This is a genomic window from Streptomyces sp. NPDC047880 (assembly GCF_040706515.1).
In the GTDB taxonomy this organism is placed as follows: domain Bacteria; phylum Actinomycetota; class Actinomycetes; order Streptomycetales; family Streptomycetaceae; genus Streptomyces.
Genome location: NZ_JBEZOK010000002.1, coordinates 211,833 through 231,316 on the forward strand (window position 1 = coordinate 211,833; position 19,484 = coordinate 231,316).

Consider the following 19,484-nt stretch of genomic DNA (forward strand, 5'->3'; position numbering starts at 1 on the left):
CCCGGGTGCGCTCAGAGCACCGGCAGGATCGCCGGCATCAGGTCCTGGAAGGTGCGCCCGTTGGCCGGGTTGCCCAGGGCCGTCATCGTCCAGCCCTGGCCCGCGCGGTGGACCTTGGCCATGATCTGGGCCGTGTACTGGCCGCCGCCGGCGAGCGTGTAGCGGGCGAGCTCCTGGCCGTTGGTCTCGTCGACCAGCCGGCAGAACGCGTTCTGCACTTCCTGGAAGGTCTGGCCCGTGAAGGAGTTCACGGTGAAGACGATCTGGTCGATGTGGACCGGGACCCGAGCGAGGTCGACGAGGATCGCCTCGTCGTCGCCGCCCTGGCCGACACCGCCGACGAGGTTGTCACCGGTGTGGCGCACCGAGCCGTCGTCGCTCACGAGGTGGCGGAAGAAGACGACGTCGACCGGCTGCTTGTCCGCGAACAGGACGGCGGAGGCGTCGAGGTCGATCTCTCGCGTGCGCGAGCCGAACAGGCCGCGCCGGGGAGCCGCCTGCCAGCCGAGACCCATGCGAACCGCGGTCAGGCTGCCGCCGTCGTTCTTCTGCAGACTGATGGCCTGACCCTTGGTCATGTTGACGGTCACGCGCTGATTCCCCTCTCGAATTCCCCTGTTGCCGCGTGCTCGCGGTTGACCAGAACCCTACGCAGGGGCACTGACAGTGACGTACCCCGGTCCGCACTTTGTGTCGGTCTTGCAACACTGCGCGTACGCGGCAGGCTGTCAGGACAGGCCCGCCTCCTTCATCTGGCGCAGCTCCTTCTTCATCTCGGAGACCTCGTCGCGCAGCCGGGCCGCGATCTCGAACTGGAGCTCGGCGGCAGCGGCCCGCATCCGTGCGGTCAGCTCCTCGATCTGCCCGGCCAGTTCGGCCGCGGGGCGGTCCGTCGGCACGGTCTCGGTGGCCTTGCCCTTGCCCTTGACGGCCTTGGCGTTCCCGGCCGCCTTGCCGAGGGACGGCACGGGCGCCTTGGTGCCCCCGCCGTCCTTCTTGGCCTTGCGGTAACCCGAGCCGAGCAGCTGCTCGGTGTCGATGTCCTCGCGGGCGATCTGGGCGACGATGTCGTTGATCTTTTTGCGCAGCGGCTGGGGGTCGATGCCCCGCTCCGTGTTGTACGCGATCTGCTTCTCGCGACGCCGGTTGGTCTCCTCGATGGCCTTCTCCATGGCCGGGGTGATCTTGTCGGCGTACATGTGGACCTGGCCGGAGACGTTGCGCGCGGCGCGGCCGATGGTCTGGATGAGGGAGGTGCCGGAGCGGAGGAAGCCCTCCTTGTCGGCGTCCAGGATCGCCACCAGGGACACCTCGGGCAGGTCGAGGCCCTCGCGCAGGAGGTTGATGCCGACGAGCACGTCGTACTCGCCGGCGCGCAGTTCACGCAGCAGCTCCACGCGGCGCAGGGTGTCGACGTCGCTGTGCAGGTAGCGCACCTGGATGCCCAGTTCGAGGAAGTAGTCCGTGAGGTCCTCGGCCATCTTCTTGGTGAGCGTGGTGACCAGGACGCGCTCGTCCTTCTCGGTGCGCTGCCGGATCTCGTGCACCAGGTCGTCGATCTGGCCCTCGGTGGGCTTGACGACGACTTCCGGGTCGACGAGGCCGGTGGGGCGGATGATCTGCTCGACGAAGCCGTCCGAGCGGGACATCTCGTATGTGCCCGGGGTGGCCGAGAGGTAGACCGTCTGGCCGATGCGTTCCTGGAACTCCTCCCACTTCAGGGGGCGGTTGTCCAGGGCCGAGGGCAGCCGGAAGCCGTGTTCGACGAGGGTGCGCTTGCGGGAGGCGTCGCCCTCGTACATAGCGCCGATCTGCGGAACGGTGACGTGCGACTCGTCGATGACGAGAAGGAAGTCGTCCGGGAAGTAGTCCAGCAGGGTGTTGGGCGGGGAGCCGGGCGAGCGGCCGTCGAAGTGCATCGAGTAGTTCTCCACGCCGGAGCAGCTGCCGATCTGGCGCAGCATCTCGATGTCGTACGTGGTCCGCATGCGCAGGCGCTGGGCTTCCAGCAGCTTGCCCTGCTTCTCCAGCTCGGTCAGGCGCTCGGCCAGTTCCTTCTCGATGTCGTTGACGGCCCGCTCCAGGCGCTCGGGGCCCGCGACGTAGTGGGAGGCCGGGAAGACGTAGAGCTGCTGGTCGTCGCTGATGATCTCGCCGGTGACCGGATGCAGGGTGGACAGGGCCTCGATCTCGTCGCCGAACATCTCGATGCGGACGGCCAGCTCCTCGTAGACCGGGAAGATCTCGATGGTGTCGCCGCGGACGCGGAAGGTGCCGCGGGTGAACGCCAGGTCGTTTCGCGTGTACTGGATGTCCACGAAGCGGCGCAGCAGCTCGTCCCGGTCGATCTCCTCGCCGACCTTGAGCGGGACCATGCGGTCCACGTACTCCTGCGGGGTGCCCAGGCCGTAGATGCAGGAGACCGACGCGACCACGACGACGTCCCGGCGGGTGAGCAGCGAGTTGGTCGCGGAGTGGCGCAGCCGCTCGACCTCCTCGTTGATCGAGGAGTCCTTCTCGATGTAGGTGTCCGACTGCGGGACGTACGCCTCGGGCTGGTAGTAGTCGTAGTACGAGACGAAGTACTCGACGGCGTTGTTCGGGAGCAGCTCGCGGAACTCGTTCGCCAGCTGGGCGGCCAGCGTCTTGTTCGGTGCCATCACGAGCGTGGGGCGCTGGAGCTTCTCGATCATCCACGCGGTGGTGGCGGACTTGCCGGTGCCGGTCGCGCCGAGCAGCACGACGTCCTTCTCACCCGCCTCGATGCGCCGGGCGAGCTCGGCGATGGCCGTCGGCTGGTCGCCGTTGGGCTGGTAGGGGCTGACGACCTCGAAGGGCGCCACCGTGCGTTCGATCTTTGAAACGGGCCGCATGGAATCCACCGTACGGCCCCGCACTGACAATGGGCTCTGATCAGCGGTTCTGCGGGGTGCGGGACCCCCGGTGCTCCACGGTGCGGCGGGGGCGGAACCGCAGGCGGCGAGCGGAGTGACGGACGTGGGTGTGGGCGGGGATGCCGGGCTTTGGCTCGACGCGGACGACGGTGGGCTTCCCCATGACCATCAGCGGGTCGAACATGACCACCACCGCGGCGAGGAGCAGAAAGGCGAGCGGGCCGATCAGCATGGGCGCCAGCAGGGTCGCGGGCGAGTCCCCCGTGGCCGGTTCGGCCGTGCCGTGCAGGTGGACGCTGAGGGCGGCCATGCCGGTGTAGTGCATCCCGCTGACGGCGAGCCCCATGACGAGGCTGGCGCCCACGCTCCACAGGAAGCCCCTGACCTGGCCGGCGGCCCACAGGGCGGCGGTGGCGGCGCCCATGGCGATGGCGACGGAGATGCCCACGGTGACGGTGTTGTACTCCAGTTTTCCGTCCAGGCTCATGCTGGCCATACCGAGGTAGTGCATCGACGCGATGCCCAGGCCGGTGATGGTGCCGCCGGTGAACAGAGCCGTACCGCGCGCACCCTTGTAGCCGACGATGAAGATCCCGATGCCCACCATGATGATTGCGACGGCGAGGCTCGCGAAGGTCATCGCCTTGTCGTAGTGGATCGGGGTGCCGCGGACCGTGAACCCCATCATGGCGACGAAGTGCATGGTCCATATGCCGGAGCCGATCGCGGCGGAGCCGAGGGCGAGCCAGCCGGGGCGCCAGGACTGGGCGACGAGCATGGATCTCGTGGTGCAGCGCAGGCCCAGCGCGCCGCCGAGGCAGGCCATGAAGTAGGCCACCAGGGGTGTGACCAGGCCGTAGCTGAATCCGTCGACCGTGCCCTGCATGCGCGGCTGCCCTTCCCGCCCTCGTACGTCCCGGAATTCCTGATGTGCGCCCCCTCCCAGGACCGCACGAGCGGTCAGGGTTGACGCAGAGAGTATGACCCCCACCGGAATGGTCGAACGACTTTCCGGCAAAGAAACACGGCCTTGCCGCAGTTGTGCGGTATCAGTGAGCGGAGTTGGGCCCTCTCCGTTCAAAGTGTGGCCATCCTGCACCCCCCTCGCGTTGACCCTCTGCTGTCACAGTTGTGCTGTCTGTGATGTCGCCGTTCGTTATGTCGCGAGGAGTACGCATGCACGCGCGCGCTGTTGCCGCCTCGACCACCGCACTCCTGGGGGCCGCCGCCCTGCTGTTCCCCCTCTCCCCCGCACGGGCCGCGGACGGCGGCGCGTCGCCGCTGGTCATCGCGCACCGGGGTGCCTCCGCCTACGCGCCCGAGAACACCCTGGCCGCCGTGGACAGAGCGGCGGAGCTGGGCATCCGCTGGGTGGAGAACGACGTACAGCGGACCAGGGACGGTGAGCTGGTCGTCATTCACGACGACAACCTGCGGCGCACCACCGACGCCGAGCAGGTCTTCCCCGGCCGGGCCCCCTGGAAGGTGAAGGACTTCACCGCAGCGGAGATCGCCCGGCTGGACGCGGGCAGCTGGTTCGGGCCCTCGTACGCGGGCACGCGTGTGCCGACGTTGGAGCAGTTCGTGCGCCGCTTGGACCGCCACCGTCAGAAGCTGCTCCTGGAGATCAAGAACCCGAAGCTGTACCCGGGCATCGAACGGCAGACGCTGAAGGTTCTCAGCAACGAGGGCTGGCTCGACCGGTCGCATCGGGCGCGCCGGCTGATCGTGCAGAGTTTCAGCGCGCACAGCGTGCGGACGGTGCACGAGCTGAAGCCCGGCGTGAAAACGGGCCTCCTGGGGACGCCGCCGGCGTCGGACCTGCTCTTTTACGCCGAGTTCGCCGACCAGATCAACCCCTCGTACAGCTCACTCTCCCCGGCGTACGTTTCCTCCGTGCGGGCGTTCGACGGGCCGCACGGCAAGCCGATGGAGGTCTTCGCCTGGACGGTCGACGACGCGAGGACGGCCCGGCGGGTCGCCCGGTACGGGGTGGACGGGATCATCACGAACAGGCCGGACGTGGTGCGCAAGGCGGTGGGCGGCTGATCCGGCGGCCCGGCCGGACGGCGCTGTCAGTGGCGGGTCCTACTGTGGGCGCATGGACAGCCGAGAGCAGGTCGGGCCGCGCGTCGTCTGGGCCGTCGTCGAGAGCGGGATCGGGCCGTTGCTGCTGGCCGCAAGCCGGGACGGCCTGGTCAACGTGGTGTTCCACGCCACGGACGCGGTCCGGGAGCGGGCCGTCGAGCGGCTGGCGTCGCGGCTGGGCTCCGAGCCCGTCGAGGCGCCCGGATCCCCGCTGCTGGCCGAGGCGATACGCCAGGTCAAGGCGTACCTCGCGGGCGAGCGACGGGACTTCGACCTGCCGCTGGACTGGTCGCTGATCTCCGGCTTCAACCGGGAGGTCCTGCGCGAACTGGCCTCGGGCGTGCCGTACGGCACGGTCGTCGGATACGGCGACCTGGCCCGGCGGGTCGGCCAGCCGGGCGCCGCCCAGGCCGTGGGCATGGCGATGGGCTCCAATCCGCTGCCGGTGGTGGTGCCCTGTCACCGGGTCGTCGAGAGCGACGGCGGCATCGGCGGTTTCGGGGGCGGTCTGGAGACGAAGCGGAGGCTGCTCGCCCTGGAAGGCGTGCTTCCGGAGCCGCTCTTCTAGGACGCGGGCCTGGTCAGTCGTAATGCCGGGCCTCGAAGACGTTGCCGTCCGGGTCCCGGAAGTAGAAGCTGCGGGTGGCCTGACCCTGGGCTCCGAAGGATCCGTGTGCGAGGTCCGAGACCGGCACGGAGCGCTCCTGGAGGCGGCTGAGAAGGGCGTCGAAGTCGCCGCGGGGCAGGGACAGGCAGACGTGGTTGACCGGGTGCCCCGCGCTGTCGGCGGAGCCGGGCAGCATCGTCATGCGCTCCGCGTAGCTCAGCGGCATGAGGTCGAGGATGGTCTCGCCGTTGACGCGCACAGAGGGGAACGGCGCCTCACCCGCCGCGAATTCCGCGAGCCGGAGCGTTTCCATGCCGACGGCCTTCTCGTAGAAGCCGGCGGCGGCGAGCGGGTCGCGCACCCAGAGGACGACGTGGTCGAGACGTGGCGTGTGATCCGTCATGTACCCCAGGCTCGTGACCACTCCGCCGGCCCGCAAGGGTTTGGCCCGGTCCACCGCTCGCCAGAGATGAGGGAAGACGACTGACCGACTGACAGGAGGCAGGCGCGTGGTGCTGGTGGTGTCCGAAGAAGTGCGGGAGGCGATCGACGCGCGCCGGCCCGTCGTGGCCCTGGAGTCCACGATCATCGCCCACGGGCTCCCAAGGCCGCGCAACCTCCAGGTGGCCCTGGAGCTGGAGGCGGTCGTGCGGCAGGAGGGCGCGGTGCCCGCCACGATCGCCGTGCTGGACGGGCGTCCTTGTGTGGGCCTGGACAAGGAGCAACTGGAGCGGGTCGCGAACGAGGACGGCATCCGCAAGCTCGGCCACCGTGACCTGCCGCTCGCAGTGGCGTCCAGGGCGAGCGGAGCGACCACGGTGTCGGCGACAGCGCGGCTGGCGGCGCTGGCGGGCGTGCGGGTCTTCGCGACGGGTGGGCTCGGCGGGGTGCACCGGGAGTGGACGGTGACGCAGGACGAGTCGGCCGACCTGGGGCTGCTGGCGCGCACGCGCATCACCGTGGTGTGTGCCGGGGTGAAGTCGATCCTGGACGTGCCGGCGACTCTGCAGCGGCTGGAGACGCTGGGTGTCGCCGTGGCCGGGTACGGCACCGGCCGGTTCCCCGGCTTCTACCTCTCCGACTCCGGGTTTCCGGTGGACTGGACGCTGGAGACGCCGGAGCAGGTGGCGGACGTCATGCGGGCGCAGGACGTACTCGGCGGGCCGGAGTCGGCGCTGATCGTCGCCAACCCCGTGCCCGAGGAAGAGCAGCTCGATCCGGAGCTGCACGCGCGCGTGCTGGCGGACGCGTTGCACGCGTGCGAGGCGGAGGGGGTCAGCGGCCAGGCGGTCACGCCGTTCCTGCTCGACTACCTGGTGCAGCACACGGCCGGTGCCTCCCTCGGCGCCAACCTGGCCGCGGTCCGGGGGAACGTACGCCTGGCGGCACGGATCGCGGCGGCCCGGGCCCGGGGATGACGACGGCCGGCGGCACGGGGCTGGGAGGGCCGGCGGCCTCCGGGCGAACGGGCTACGGGGGTGCCGGCTCCGGGCGAACGGGCTACGAGGGTGCCGGCGCCGGGAGTACGCCTCCCGGCGGCGGGGGCGTGGCGGCGGGCGGGGGGTTGCTGGTCGTCGGGGACGTCATCACGGATGTCGTCGCGCGGCACACCGGGCCGCTCGCGGCCGGCACGGACACGGCCGCCTCGATCCGGACCGTGGCCGGCGGAGCGGGCGCCAACGTGGCGTGCTGGGCCGCTCACCGGGGAGCCGCGGACGTGCGGCTGCTCGGGCGGGTCGGGACGGATGCGGCCGCCTGGCACGAACGGGAGCTGGTCGCCCAGGGGGTGCGTCCGCAGCTCGTCGTCGACCCGCTGGTGCCGACCGGCACGGTGATCTGCGTGGTCGACGGCGGCGCCTCGGCGGAGCGGACGTTCCTCACCGACGGCGGCGCGTCGGTGCGGCTCGGACCCGCCGACTGGTCGGACGCGCTGCTCGACGGCGTGGCCCGGGTCCACCTATCGGGCTACCTGCTGTTCTCCGAGCCCGGCCGGGCCCTGGTGACAGTGGCCCTCGACGCCGCACGCGCGCGTGGGGTGCCGGTGAGCATGGACCCCGCTTCGGCCGGCTTCCTCGCGGAGCTGGGCGCCGAGCGGTTCCTGTCGCTCGTCGAGGGCGTGGACTTACTGCTGCCGAGCCGGGACGAGGCGTGCCTGCTGACGGGTCGGGGGGACGCGGCCGAGGCGGCGGCCGAGCTGAGTCTGCGCGTGCCGCTGGTCGTCGCCAAGCAGGGGCCAGAGGGGGCACTCGTGGCCCGCTCGGGGAAGGTGAGCGTCCGCGTTCCGGCCGTGCCGGCGACCCCGCGGGACACCACGGGGGCCGGTGACGCCTTCACCGGCGCGTTCCTCGCCGCGCTGCTGGCGGGTGCCGGGCCGGAGGAAGCCGCGGCAGAGGGCTGCCGGGCGGGCGCGCGGGCGGTGGAGCGGGTGGGCGGCAGACCGCCCGTGCCGGACTGACCACGTCACCTGACCGGGCCACCTCATCTGTCCGGGCCACCTCATCCGCCGGGCCCGGACGCCCGCGCCCGGCGGACGGACGCCACCCCCGTCCGCCCGGCAGACGGACACCGCCCCACCGCCCGGATGACGGCCGCCGTCCCCGTCTGCCCGGCTCAGACCGACGCCCCCGGCCCCGCGGACCCCGCCTTCGCGGTCCTCCGTCCCCGCGGGTGCTCGCCCGCCGCGGCTACTGCTTACGCCCCCACGCCGAGATCATCGGTGCCGTCGCCAGATCCAGCGCACCGGACGTGACGTTCTCCAGGTGCCGGTCGATGTCCTGGTCCGTGGCGAGGCCGGCGGCCACGAGCTGGTCGCGGACCTGGCGGATCGTGACGGACTCCAGCGCCGCGCAGGCCGGCGAGGCGAGGGGGAAATGGGCTTCGGCGTGGACCCCGGTCAGCCCGGCGTCCCGGAGCAGCCGCGGCAGGGTGCGGCCGCAGGGCAGATCGGTCCCGCGGTCGGCGAGCAGTCTGCGGAAACCCTGCCGCAGCCGGTTCGCGAGCTGCTGATCGGGGCCGTGCTCGTCGGGGCAGAGAAGTGGCTGCAGGGCGGGATCGGCGTCCTCGACGAGGAGGCGCCCGCCGGGACGCAGCGCCTTGACCATGGACCGCAGCGCCCGTTCCCGGTCGGTCACATGAACGAGGGCGATGCGGGCGTGCACCAGGTCGAAGCCCTCCCCCGGCGGCTCCTGTGCGTCGAGGTCGTGGGCCCGCACTTCCACGGGGGGCCGGGCCGCGGCGGCGAGCCGTGAGGGGTCGGTGTCAGTCGCGACGACGCGGCCCGTCGGGCCGACCTTCTTGGCCAGCCAGGACACCACCGTGGTGCCCGCGCCGACCTCCCAGCACCGCCAGCCGGATCCGATGCCGAGCGCTTCGAGGTGCCGGAACGTCGTGGGATCGAAGAGTGCGGCGAAGGCGCTGAAGTGCTCCGCCGCCCCGGTCTGCCGGTTGTCCAGGAGGTGCCCGTCGGTTCGCGTCATGCCGCGATCATCCCATTTATCCGACTTATCCGTACTGGTCGACGCTCCGGCACGGACACCCGCGTCCGATGCTTCCGTGGCGGAGAAGCGCGATACCCGGGCCTGACTGAGAACCACCCGGCCCGGGCATGCGTCGATACGGCAGAGGTATGACAGAACGGCAGAGCCATGGCGTCGGCGCGCGATTCGTCCACAGCCGGGAACCAAGCGGAACGAGTCGTTCCCACAGGCTTACCCGCAGCTCATGCGGGCCTGGCAGACTAGCCCGCCAAGGCGCAGGAACGGCGCGAGAAGTTCCACGCAAGGAGAGCCGGATGTCCATGGCAGGGAATCTGCGGAAGGTCACGAGCCTCGGTGGGGTCGGCGGCCTTCGCAAGGTGGCCAGGCTGGCCCGGCGACGCCCGCGCGTCGACCTGAGTCACCCGGCCCGCTCCCCGCTGGGCTCCTCGGTGGTGAACTGCGTGACGTACCGGGAGGGCGTCCGCATCCCCGAGCGCGGCGATCTGGTGGACACCGTGGAGCGGGTGCGCAAGAGCCGGGAGGGCTTCGTCTGGCTGGGTCTGCACGAGCCCACCGACCAGGAGTTCGCGGGCATCGCCGAGCTCTTCGACCTGCACCCTCTGGCCGTCGAGGACGCGATCGAGGCCCACCAGCGCCCCAAAGTGGAGCGCTACGACGAAACGCTCTTCGCCGTGTTCAAGACGGTCTGTTACGTCGAGCACGAGGAGCTGACGGCCACCAGCGAGGTGGTGAACACCGGGGAGATCATGGTGTTCGTCGGCGCGGACTTCGTGATCACGGTGCGGCACGGCCGGCACGGCTCGCTGGGCCCGCTGCGCGAGGAACTGGAGTCCGACCCCGGCCAGCTCGCCAAGGGCCCGTCGGCGGTCCTGCACGCACTCGCCGACCATGTGGTCGACGACTACCTGACGGTCACGGACTCGGTGCAAGCGGACATCGACCAGGTCGAGACGGACGTGTTCTCGGAGTCCGGAGCGCGTACCGACCCGGGGCGCATCTACCAGCTCAAGCGTGAACTCCTCGAACTGAAGCGGGCGGTGGTGCCGCTCAGCAGGCCGTTGGAAGATCTCGCCACTCGGCCGATCCGGGCGGTCGATCCGGAGATACAGGCGTACTTCCGTGACGTCTCGGACCATCTGCTGCGGGCCAAGGAGCAGATCGCCGCCTTCGACGAACTGCTCAACTCGATCCTCCAGGCGCACCTCGCGCAGGTCACCGTCGCGCAGAACGAGGACATGCGGAAGATCACCGCCTGGGCCGCGATCGTCGCCGTACCGACGATGGTGTGCGGGGTCTACGGCATGAACTTCGACCACATGCCGGAGCTGCACTGGCGATACGGCTACGGCATGGTCATCGGCGTCATATCCGTCGCGTGTCTCGCCCTGTACCGGGGGTTCCGGCGCAGCGGCTGGCTCTGACGCGGGCCGGGTCCGACGCGGCACCACGGGCCGCCTGCCGGGTGGTCCGAGCGGTCAGCGCGTCGCGGGTCGTTCAGTGCATGGCGGTCGTGGAGTAGACGCTCTCCGCCCAGGAGGCGATCTGGTCCTGCGCGAGATGCCGGGCGAGGTCGGCTTCACTGATCATGCCGACCAGGCGCTTGTCCCGGATCACGGGCAGCCGGCGGATCTGGTGCTCCCGCATCTCGCGGAGCACCTCGCCGACATCCGCGTCCGCGTCGATCCAGCGGGGCGTGCCCTTGGCCATCTCACCCGCGGTGATCCTGGCGGGGTCGTGGCCCATGGCGACGCAGCCGACCACGATGTCGCGGTCGGTGAGGATGCCGCAGAGCCGCTCGTTCTCGTCGCTGATGGGCAGGGCTCCGACGTTCAGCTCGCGCATGATCTGGGCGGCGCGGTCGAGTGTTTCGTGGGCGGGGATCCACTGGGCGCCGCGGTGCATGATGTCTCCGGCGGTGGTCATGGGGTACCTCCCGGTGCCGGACGGCCGGCGCGGAGCGGGACGCACCGCGAGTCCCGGTGTCCCTCATTCTCGCCGCGCCACCGGACGCCCGCACACGGAAGCGGGGCTGCCCGCCGGCGGTACCGACGACGGCCCTGTCTCAGCCGCTCCATGCCGGATGGCGCGGATCGTCGGCCCGCACCAGGACGTTCGCCGTCTCCACCGGATCCGTCTCGTGCTCGTAGCGCTCGAAGGCCGTCAGCGTCCACTGCTCGGTCTCGGGTGTGCGGCGGCGCAGGGCGCCCCGGGAGAGGAGGACATGGACGCTCAGATCAAAGGGGAACCAGTGCCGAAGGAGGAAGGGTCCGTGCAACAACAGCACTCCACCGGGAGGGAGTTCGACGTACGGGCTGCGGGTCGCGCGGTCGGCGGCCGGGTCCCACAGGTCGGGCAGGACACGGCCGTTGCCGTCGGCTTCGAGCGGGCCGAACACCTCACGCCACAGGGCGCCCGTGTCGTACCAGCCGCTGTAATAGGCCTCGACGTCCTGGTGACCGTACTCCAGCCGTACCGAGGCGGGGCGCAGAAAGCCGTCCGTGCTCACGACGAGCGAGGAGCGGCCGCGTATGCGCAGCGCCTCACAGACGCGGTGGGCGAGGTCTCCGGGGCGGGCGGCCGGGGCGCCGTCGAAGGCGATGCGCGGCCAGGGGCTGCCGTCGGCGGGTTTCACATCGAGCAGGCGCTCGGCGAGCTGGTCGCCGAGCCGTTCCCAGGTGATCGCTTCGAGTCGCACACGGCCCATGATGCGTCAGGCCGGGACCGGAGGTGTCTCGCTGGACCACCGGGCCCCCCAGGACCACCTGCACCACCAGGCCCGTCTGGATCGCCGCGATCGCCGAAATCACCCGGAACCGTCATGTCTTGCGCACTTCGCGCCGCCGTCACGGGGAATGAACTGGTCATGGTCCCCCGCGCCTCGCTGCCGCCCCACACCGGGCTGCTCGTCTTCCAGCCCCTCAAGCGGCGGCACTGCAGCGAATGCCGACGCGGGCCGCTGCCTCTCCTGGCCCTCGAGGACGGCGCCCCGCGCTGCCTCGACTGCGCCGACCTCGCCCATCTGGTGTTCCTGCCGAGCGGAGACACCGCGCTGACCCGCAGATCGCGGGAGGAGAGCGTGCTGTCGGCGGTGGTCGTGCGGTTCAACCGGCGCAAGAGCCGGTACGAGCGGCAGGGCGTCCTGGTCGAGGAGGCGGCGCTCGCGCGGGCCGAGCAGCGCTGCCTCGCGGACGCCGAGGCGAGACGGCGACGCCGGGTCCGGGACGCGCGGCGACGGGCGGCGCAGGACGCCCGGTTCGCCCAGGCGTTCGCGGCGGAGATACTCCGGCTCTTCCCCGGTTGCCCGGCCGACCGGGCGCGAGCCATCGCCCTGCACGCCTCGGAGCGGGGCAGCGGGCGGGTGGGCCGCAGCGCGGCGGGGCGTGCGCTGACCGAGGGCGCGGTCGCCTCGGCGGTCGTGGCGTCCGTAAGGCACCTGGACACGCCGTACGACCGGCTGCTGATGAGCGGCGTGCCGCGACACGAGGCGCGGCGGCGGATCGCGCCGGCGGTGGCGACGGTACTGAGGGGGTGGACCGAGGCAGGGCTCGGTTCCACGGGGTGACCTGACGTCCCCGGGGCGCGGTACCGCCTTGCGTCCGCCCCACCGTTCCACGGATGACGGAAGACGGGTACGGGCGACGGGCGATCGGTGACCGGTTGACCGGTTCCGGTTGACCGGCTGACCGGCTGACCGGCTGACCGGCTGACCGGCTGAGTGTGCGGTCACGGCCGGCCGCCCAGTGGGCCCTGGGCGTCTGCTCATGGTCCCGCACCCCTCGGCCATGGTCACGGTGCTCATACGGAATTTCACTTGTGGTGAGGATGGGTGCCGGGCAGGATCCCGGCTCGACGGGCGGGAGAGGGACATGATCGACGGACCGTACTTCGTGCTGACGGTGCTGGGTGTGCTCGGGACCGGCCTGGTGGCCGGGGTGTTCTGCGGATTTTCGACCTTCGTCATGCGGGGCCTCGGCATGCTGCCGCCCGCACAGGGGGTGGCCGCGATGCAGGCGATCAACGTGGCCGCGGTGACTCCGCCGTTCATGATGGTGTTCCTCGGGTCGGCCGCGCTGTGTGCGGTGATCGCCGTGGTGACGTTCGTCCTGTGGCCGGACGAGGGCACGGTGGAGTTGCTGGTGGGCAGCGCCCTGTACCTGTTCGGATCGTTCGGCCTGACCATGGTCGCGAACGTGCCCCGCAACGACGAGCTGGCGGGGCTCGAGCCGGACACCCCGGAAGCGGCGGCGTACTGGCCGGTGTACCTGCGCGAATGGACGCTGTGGAACCACGTCCGCACGGCCGCCTCGGCCGGGGCGGCGCTGGCGTACGTGCTGGCGCTCACCTGACCCCGGCGGCCGGCCCACCGCCCGCGCCACGCGCGACGGGCACGGGCCGGGAGGCGGACGTATCGTGGCGAGAAGCCACACGCGCACGCAAGGAAGACGGCCATGGCCGATCCCAAGGGTTTCATGACCACACCCCGCCAGGACTGGCCGCGCAGGCCGGTCGCGGAACGGACGCGGGACTGGGACGAGGTCTATGTCCCCGGGGCGCTGCTGCCGATCATCAGCAAGCAGGCCGGCCGTTGCATGGACTGCGGCATCCCCTTCTGCCACGAGGCGTGCCCACTGGGCAACCTGATCCCCGAGTGGAACGACCTGGTCTCCAGGGAGGACTGGCGGGCGGCATCCGACCGGCTGCACGCCACGAACAACTTCCCGGAGTTCACCGGCCGCCTGTGCCCCGCTCCGTGTGAGGCGGGGTGTGTGCTGGCGATCAACCAGCCGGCCGTCACCATCAAGAACGTCGAGTGCGCTGTCGCCGACCGGGCCATGGAGGAGGGCTTCGCGCCGCCGAGGCCGCCGGAACGGCTGTCCGGCAAGACGGTCGCGGTGATCGGCTCGGGCCCGGCCGGGCTGGCCGCGGCCCAGCAGCTGACGCGGGCCGGGCACACGGTCGCCGTGTACGAGAGGGACGACCGGCTCGGCGGGCTGATGCGGTACGGCATCCCAGCGTTCAAGATGGAGAAGCACCATCTGGAGCGGCGGCTGGAGCAGATGCGGTCCGAGGGAACGAAGTTCAGGACCTCCACCGCCGTCGGGCGGGACATCGGGGCCGAGGAGCTGCGGACCCGTTATGACGCCGTGGTGCTCGCCACCGGGGCGACCGCGTGGCGTGAACTGCAGGTGCCGGGGCGGGAGCTGACGGGCATCCACCAGGCGATGGAGTACCTGCCCCTGGCCAACCGGGTGCGGGAGGGTGACATGGAGACGTCTCCGCTGTCAGCCGCGGGGAAGCACGTGGTCATCGTCGGCGGCGGTGACACCGGGGCGGACTGCCTGGGTACGGCGGTGCGGGAGGGTGCGGCGTCCGTGACCCAGCTGGACATCTACGCGCTGCCGGAGGCGGAGCGCGACGAGGACACCGAGCCCTGGCCGACGTACCCGATGCGGGTCTACCGGCTGTCCGCCGCCCATGAGGAGGCCCGGGATCTGCGGACCGCCCCGGTCGCACACGCGGACGCGAGGCTGTTCGCGGCGTCCACGCTGCGCTTCGAGGGTGACGCGCACGGGCGGGTGCGGTCGCTGCACCTGGTCGAGGTGGACGCGCGGCGCCGCCCGGTGGAAGGCACCGGGCGGACGCTCCCTGCCGACCTCGTGCTGCTCGCCCTCGGCTTCTCCGGGCCAGACCGCCAGGACGGGCTCGTGGACCAGCTGGGACTGGACTTGGAGCCCCGCGGGACGCTCGCGCGGGACTCCGGTTTCGCCACGAACGTGCCCGGGGTGTTCGCCGCGGGGGACGCGGCCCGGGGGCAGTCGCTCATCGTGTGGGCGATCGCCGAGGGGCGGGCGGTGGCGGCCGCCGTCGACCGCCATCTGACGGGCAGTTCGCGACTCCCGGCGCCGATCGGTCCGTACGACCGGCCCATGACGGTGTGACGCCCCGGCCCCCTCGGCCGCCCAGCCGCCCAGCCGCCCAGCCGCCACAGGCATCACCGCTCGTCCGTCCCCGCCACCTTCGCCGTCGACAGCGCCACCCGGTTCCACGTGTTGATCGCGCAGATCAGAGCGAGGATCTGGGCGAGTTCCCGCTCGTCGAACCGTGCGGCCGCCTGCGCGTAGACGTCGTCCGGGACGCCGGCGTCGGCGACGAGGGTCAGCGCGTCCGTGAGGGCGAGGGCCGCCTGCTCCCGCTCGGTGAAGAAGTGGCGGGCCTCGCGCCACACGGCGACCATGTGCAGCCGGTCCTCGCTCTCGCCGGCCTTGCGGGCGTCGTTGGTGTGCATGTGGAGGCAGTACGCGCAGTGGTTGAGGTGCGAGGAGCGGATCTGGATCAGTTCGACGAGGGCCGGGTCGAGGCCCTCGCGCGCGGCGGCGTCGAAGGCGATGAGGGCCCGGAAGGCCTTCGGGGCCGAGGTGCCGAAGTTCAGCCGGTTCGCGGCCACTTGGGTCCCTGTCGTGCTCGTGTGCGTCGTCATGTCCTTCAACCTACGGGCCGGAAAGACCCGCTGTAGGGTGCATTTCCATGGTGGATTCGTGGGTCAATGCGGCGGAGCGGATCGGGTCCGACCTGCATCTGGAGCTGACCGGGCCGGGCGGTCGCCGGGCGGCGCTGATCCGGGCCCTGCGCGAGGCCGTCCGCAGTGGGCGGCTCGCTCCGGGCACCCGGCTGCCGCCGTACCGCTCGCTCGCGGCGGACCTCGGTGTCGCCCGCAACACGGTGGCGGACGCCTACGCGGAGCTCGTCGCCGAGGGCTGGCTCACCTCACGGCAGGGCTCGGGAACGCGGGTCGCGGAGCGTGCGGAGCCGTTGCGGCCGGCCGCTCGCGTGCCCGTGAAGGCACCTCCACGTGCGCGCGGCCCCCGGCACGACCTCAAGCAGGGCACCCCGGACGCCTCGGCGTTCCCACGCACCGCCTGGCTGGCCTCCTACCGGCGGGCCCTGCAGCAGGCGCCCAACGAGGTGTTCGGGCCAGGCGACCCCGCAGGGCGGCTGGAACTGCGGGAGGCGCTCACGGAGTACCTGGCACGCGCGCGGGGCGTGCGGACCGCGCCGGACCGGATCGTGATCTGTTCCGGTTTCGCGCACGCGCTGCGGCTGCTGTTCGGCGGTGGCGTCCTGCGCGGGCCCCTGGCGGTGGAGGCGTACGGGCTCGGGTTCCACCGGGAGGTCCTGGCCGCGGCCGGAGTGCGGACCGTGCCGCTCCCCCTCGACGAACACGGCGCCCGGGTGGACCGGTTGGAGCGCGAGCGGGCCGTGCTGCTCACGCCGGCGCACCAGTTCCCGACCGGCGGTCCGCTGCACCCCGCGCGCCGCGCCGCCGTGATCGACTGGGCACGCGCACAGGGCGGGCTGGTCCTGGAGGACGACTACGACGGCGAGTTCCGCTACGACCGCAGGCCGGTCGGCGCCGTCCAGGGGCTCGACCCGGAGCACGTGATCCACATCGGCTCGGTGAGCAAGAGCCTGTCACCGGCGGTGCGGCTGGGGTGGATGGTGCTTCCGGAGCGGTACGTCGGCGCCGTGCTGGACGCCAAGGGCGAGCGCGAGGCGTGGGCGAGCGTCCTCGACCAGTTGGGCCTGGCGGACTTCATCGGCTCGGGGGCGTACGACCGGCACGTGCGACGGATGCGGCAGCGGTACCGCGGCCGCCGGGACCGGCTGGTCGCGGCGCTCGCCGAGCACGCGCCGCACATCGTGGCCACCGGCGTCGCGGCCGGACTGCACGCGGTGCTGCGGCTGCCGCCCGGCACCGAGGCGTCGGCGGTCAAGGCCGCCGCCTGGCAGGGCGTCGCCCTCGACGGTCTCGCCGCGTTCCGGCATCCGGAGACGGACATGCCGGTGCACGACGGGCTGGTCGTGGGCTACGCGACCCCCTCCGAACATGCCTACGGGCCGGCCCTGGATGCGCTGTGCGGAGCTCTGCCGCCGCCGTGACCGGCCCGAAGCGGAACCCCGGAGGACCCCGAAGCGGCCAGATCGTGCCCGCACGGTCCCGTTTGCCGCGCGACGCCTGGCACTCCCCCAAGCTCTTCGAGCAGGGGCCCCACTCGCCGCAGCGGGAAAAGCCCCGAGTACGTCCCGTACGAGGGTCTCCGCCCGGCACCCCGAGAGCACGCACCAGACGCCGCGCGGCCCGCCCTCCGGGTGGACGACGGGACTGTGCGGACGCGACCTACGCCTTGCGCCCGATCGCCCCGTAGCCGGGGATCACCCCGTCATCCTGTCCGGGCACGGGCTCGCCCAGCTCGGGGTGCCAGCGGTGGGGTACCTCGACACCGGGCTCGACGAGGTCGAGGCCGTCGAAGAAGCGGGTGAACTCCTCGCGGGAGCGCAGGGCCAGCGTGACGCCCGCTGCGCGCAGCTTCTCGGTGGCCGCCCTGGACTCCTCCGGAGTGAAGTCGGCGGTCGCGTGGGTCATCACCAGATAGCTTCCGGAGGGCAGTTCGGCGAGCAGCCGGCGGACCAGGTCGTGGGCGCCGTCCTCGTCGGAGACGAAGTGCAGCAGCGCGACGAGCGACAGCGCGACGGGGCGGGTGAAGTCGAGGACCTTCCTCGCGCCCTCCAGGATGGCATCCGGGTCGCGCACGTCGGCCTGGAGGTACTCGGTCACGCCCTCGTCCGCGCCGCGCAGCAGGGCCGCCGCGTGGGCGAGGACGATGGGGTCGTTGTCGCAGTAGACGACCCGGGCGCCGGGGGCGGTCTCCTGGGCGACCTGGTGGAGGTTGGGCTCGGTCGGGATGCCGGTGCCGATGTCCAGGAACTGCCGTACGCCGTTGCGGGCCAGCCAGCGCGTGGCCCGGTGCATGAACGCGCGGTTGACCCGCGCCATCACCGGCACCCTGGGGTCGAGGGTGAGCATCTGCCGGCCCATCTCCTCGTCGACCGGGTAGTTGTCCTTGCCGCCGAGGTACCAGTCGTACATCCGCGCGGGATGGGGTCTGGTCGTGTCGATCTGGACGGCCGGTGTGGGGTTCTGCCCGGTCATGAGGCACTCCGTAAGGCACAGGGGGCGGTCAATTCAGCACCACTGTAGGAAAGTTGAGGAGGACAACGGCAGGACGGGGACAACACGACCGTAAGAACAGCGGCAGTCGCTCAGGACAGCAGGAAGTCCGCCTGCCCCGACTTCGCCCCCTCGATGAAGGCCGTCATCTCGTCGGTGGTGTAGATCAGCGCCGGACCGTCCGGGTCGGTGGACTGACGGAGGGCGATCCGGCCGTCGGCGAGTTTCATCGCCTCCAGGCAGTTGCCTCCGTTTCCGCCGCTCCACGGCTTGTGCCAGCCCTCGCTGCCCAAGTCACGCGCGGGCATGCCGTTGTAGACGTGTTTGCGCGGCTTGATGCGATCCATTCACAGCTCCTTGCGGAGATCCCGGAGGATCTCCTTCGTGCGATGTGCCGTAGCGGCCTGCGCCGCCATGCGGTCCATGACCTCGAGGTGGGTCGCCACTTCGGCGCGCGCGTCGAGATAGACCGCGCCGGTCAGGTACTCGCTGTAGACCATGTCCGGCAGTTCGGGCACGGCGAACCGGAACAGCACGAACGGCCCGTAGGTACCGGGGTGCGGCCCGTTGGCGAACGGGGCGACCTGGAGTGTCACGTTGTGCAGTTGCGTGGCGTCGAGCAGCTTGTCGATCTGGGTCCGCATCACCTCCGGACCGCCGGCCGGGCGCCGCAGCGCGGTCTCCTCCATCACGACCCACAGCCGGGGCGCGTCCTCGCGGGTGAGCAGGTCCTGGCGCTGCATGCGCAGGGCGACGTGGCGCTCGATGTCGTCCGGCCGGGTCTGGCCGATGGCGCCCGAGCGGAGCACCGCGCGCGCGTACTCCTCGGTCTGCAGCAGCCCGGGGACGAAATGGGGCTCGTAACTACGGATGACACTGGCCGCACCCTCGAGGCTCACGTACATCGAGAACCAGCCCGGCAGGATGTCATGGAAACGCTGCCACCAGCCGGGTCTGTTGGCCTCCTCGGCCAGCCGGACGAAGGCCTCCGCCTCCTCGTCGGATATTCCGTAGGCCTTGAGGAGCAGTTGCAGGTAGGGGATTTTGAGCGCGACCTCGGCCATCTCCATGCGGCGGACCGTGGCGGGGGCGACGCGAAGGATGCGCGCGGCCTCCTCACGCTTCATCCCGGCGCGTTCCCTCAGTTCCAACAGGCGGCGGCCGAGGACGACCTGACCGACCGTCGGTGCGGACCGCGGTTCACTCACGCTCCACCTCCAGGAAGAGTTCTGACGAGCCGGTCACAAAAGAACGCCGACAGCCCGGCGGCGCCATTCGAGGACCTTTTCGAAGAGCTGATCCGAACAAACGTTTGGAACTGGTCTTCGGCGATCTCAACTGGCGCCGCGTGGGGTGCTGTTGCGAGCAGTGTGCCATGGCCTTCCAGACCG

At 71.3% G+C, this 19,484-nt stretch carries 20 protein-coding genes; 9 read left to right on the plus strand and 11 right to left on the minus strand.

The window, feature by feature from the left end:
- Nucleotides 1-11 precede the first annotated feature (11 nt).
- From AB0937_RS04855 to AB0937_RS04865, 3 genes are all read right to left on the minus strand, one after another.
- Nucleotides 12-590: a TerD family protein gene (locus tag AB0937_RS04855; RefSeq protein WP_234849816.1), complete on the minus strand. Its 579-nt coding sequence runs from the start codon at nt 588-590 to the stop codon at nt 12-14.
- A 138-nt stretch (nt 591-728) separates the two neighbouring features.
- Nucleotides 729-2,873: an excinuclease ABC subunit UvrB gene (gene uvrB / locus AB0937_RS04860; RefSeq protein ID WP_366709501.1), complete on the minus strand. Its 2,145-nt coding sequence runs from the start codon at nt 2,871-2,873 to the stop codon at nt 729-731.
- Nucleotides 2,874-2,913: 40 nt separating this feature from the next.
- Nucleotides 2,914-3,780, minus strand: a complete 867-nt coding sequence (locus tag AB0937_RS04865; protein ID WP_366709502.1) for an MHYT domain-containing protein — start codon at nt 3,778-3,780, stop codon at nt 2,914-2,916.
- 290 nt (nt 3,781-4,070) lie between these two features.
- On the opposite strand from AB0937_RS04865, the gene AB0937_RS04870 reads away from it, so the two are divergent.
- Together AB0937_RS04870 and AB0937_RS04875 are read left to right on the plus strand one after the other, a co-directional pair.
- On the plus strand, nt 4,071-4,943 hold the full coding sequence (locus tag AB0937_RS04870) for a glycerophosphodiester phosphodiesterase family protein (protein ID WP_366709503.1): 873 nt from the start codon (nt 4,071-4,073) through the stop codon (nt 4,941-4,943).
- A gap of 52 nt (nt 4,944-4,995) precedes the next feature.
- Entirely contained in the window at nt 4,996-5,550 is a 555-nt protein-coding gene (locus tag AB0937_RS04875) for a methylated-DNA--[protein]-cysteine S-methyltransferase (protein WP_366709504.1), read from the plus strand.
- 13 nt (nt 5,551-5,563) lie between these two features.
- Here the strand turns inward: AB0937_RS04875 and AB0937_RS04880 are convergent, their stop codons facing one another.
- The gene (locus tag AB0937_RS04880; RefSeq protein WP_366709505.1) at nt 5,564-5,992 is read right to left on the minus strand and encodes a VOC family protein; all 429 of its coding nucleotides are present in this window, start codon (nt 5,990-5,992) and stop codon (nt 5,564-5,566) included.
- A 106-nt stretch (nt 5,993-6,098) separates the two neighbouring features.
- Between AB0937_RS04880 and AB0937_RS04885 the strand changes: the two genes are divergently transcribed.
- Both AB0937_RS04885 and AB0937_RS04890 read left to right on the plus strand, forming a co-directional pair.
- Nucleotides 6,099-7,007 carry a pseudouridine-5'-phosphate glycosidase gene (locus AB0937_RS04885; RefSeq protein WP_366709506.1) on the plus strand — a complete coding sequence of 303 codons (909 nt, stop codon included), beginning with the start codon at nt 6,099-6,101 and terminating at the stop codon, nt 7,005-7,007.
- Nucleotides 7,008-7,135: 128 nt separating this feature from the next.
- Entirely contained in the window at nt 7,136-8,044 is a 909-nt protein-coding gene (locus AB0937_RS04890) for a PfkB family carbohydrate kinase (protein ID WP_366709507.1), read from the plus strand.
- Between the two features lie 229 nt (nt 8,045-8,273).
- Here AB0937_RS04890 and AB0937_RS04895 read toward each other — a convergent pair whose 3' ends face one another.
- Nucleotides 8,274-9,065: a methyltransferase gene (locus AB0937_RS04895; RefSeq protein WP_366709508.1), complete on the minus strand. Its 792-nt coding sequence runs from the start codon at nt 9,063-9,065 to the stop codon at nt 8,274-8,276.
- A 314-nt stretch (nt 9,066-9,379) separates the two neighbouring features.
- On the opposite strand from AB0937_RS04895, the gene AB0937_RS04900 reads away from it, so the two are divergent.
- Nucleotides 9,380-10,507 (plus strand): magnesium and cobalt transport protein CorA, encoded by a 1,128-nt coding sequence (locus AB0937_RS04900; RefSeq protein WP_366709509.1) that lies wholly within the window; start codon nt 9,380-9,382, stop codon nt 10,505-10,507.
- Between the two features lie 73 nt (nt 10,508-10,580).
- Here AB0937_RS04900 and AB0937_RS04905 read toward each other — a convergent pair whose 3' ends face one another.
- On the minus strand, nt 10,581-11,009 hold the full coding sequence (locus tag AB0937_RS04905) for a CBS domain-containing protein (protein ID WP_366709510.1): 429 nt from the start codon (nt 11,007-11,009) through the stop codon (nt 10,581-10,583).
- A gap of 139 nt (nt 11,010-11,148) precedes the next feature.
- Nucleotides 11,149-11,790 carry a uridine kinase gene (locus tag AB0937_RS04910; RefSeq protein WP_366709511.1) on the minus strand — a complete coding sequence of 214 codons (642 nt, stop codon included), beginning with the start codon at nt 11,788-11,790 and terminating at the stop codon, nt 11,149-11,151.
- A gap of 159 nt (nt 11,791-11,949) precedes the next feature.
- Between AB0937_RS04910 and AB0937_RS04915 the strand changes: the two genes are divergently transcribed.
- From AB0937_RS04915 to AB0937_RS04925, 3 genes are all read left to right on the plus strand, one after another.
- Entirely contained in the window at nt 11,950-12,648 is a 699-nt protein-coding gene (locus AB0937_RS04915; RefSeq protein WP_366709512.1) for a DUF2293 domain-containing protein, read from the plus strand.
- Nucleotides 12,649-12,952: 304 nt separating this feature from the next.
- Entirely contained in the window at nt 12,953-13,432 is a 480-nt protein-coding gene (locus tag AB0937_RS04920; protein WP_366709513.1) for an anthrone oxygenase family protein, read from the plus strand.
- A gap of 102 nt (nt 13,433-13,534) precedes the next feature.
- On the plus strand, nt 13,535-15,025 hold the full coding sequence (locus AB0937_RS04925; protein ID WP_366709514.1) for a glutamate synthase subunit beta: 1,491 nt from the start codon (nt 13,535-13,537) through the stop codon (nt 15,023-15,025).
- 53 nt (nt 15,026-15,078) lie between these two features.
- Here the strand turns inward: AB0937_RS04925 and AB0937_RS04930 are convergent, their stop codons facing one another.
- On the minus strand, nt 15,079-15,564 hold the full coding sequence (locus AB0937_RS04930; RefSeq protein ID WP_366709515.1) for a carboxymuconolactone decarboxylase family protein: 486 nt from the start codon (nt 15,562-15,564) through the stop codon (nt 15,079-15,081).
- Between the two features lie 47 nt (nt 15,565-15,611).
- Between AB0937_RS04930 and AB0937_RS04935 the strand changes: the two genes are divergently transcribed.
- Nucleotides 15,612-17,024 (plus strand): PLP-dependent aminotransferase family protein, encoded by a 1,413-nt coding sequence (locus AB0937_RS04935; RefSeq protein ID WP_366709516.1) that lies wholly within the window; start codon nt 15,612-15,614, stop codon nt 17,022-17,024.
- A gap of 238 nt (nt 17,025-17,262) precedes the next feature.
- Here the strand turns inward: AB0937_RS04935 and AB0937_RS04940 are convergent, their stop codons facing one another.
- The 3 genes from AB0937_RS04940 to AB0937_RS04950 all read right to left on the minus strand — a co-directional run bounded on the left by AB0937_RS04940 (nt 17,263) and on the right by AB0937_RS04950 (nt 19,301).
- Nucleotides 17,263-18,075, minus strand: coding sequence for an SAM-dependent methyltransferase (locus AB0937_RS04940; RefSeq protein ID WP_366709517.1), 813 nt, complete (start codon nt 18,073-18,075; stop codon nt 17,263-17,265).
- A gap of 110 nt (nt 18,076-18,185) precedes the next feature.
- Nucleotides 18,186-18,440, minus strand: coding sequence for a DUF397 domain-containing protein (locus AB0937_RS04945; protein ID WP_234849799.1), 255 nt, complete (start codon nt 18,438-18,440; stop codon nt 18,186-18,188).
- A complete protein-coding gene (locus AB0937_RS04950) occupies nt 18,441-19,301 on the minus strand; it encodes a helix-turn-helix transcriptional regulator (protein WP_366709518.1) in 861 nt (286 codons plus the stop codon).
- Between the last annotated feature and the right edge of the window lie 183 nt (nt 19,302-19,484).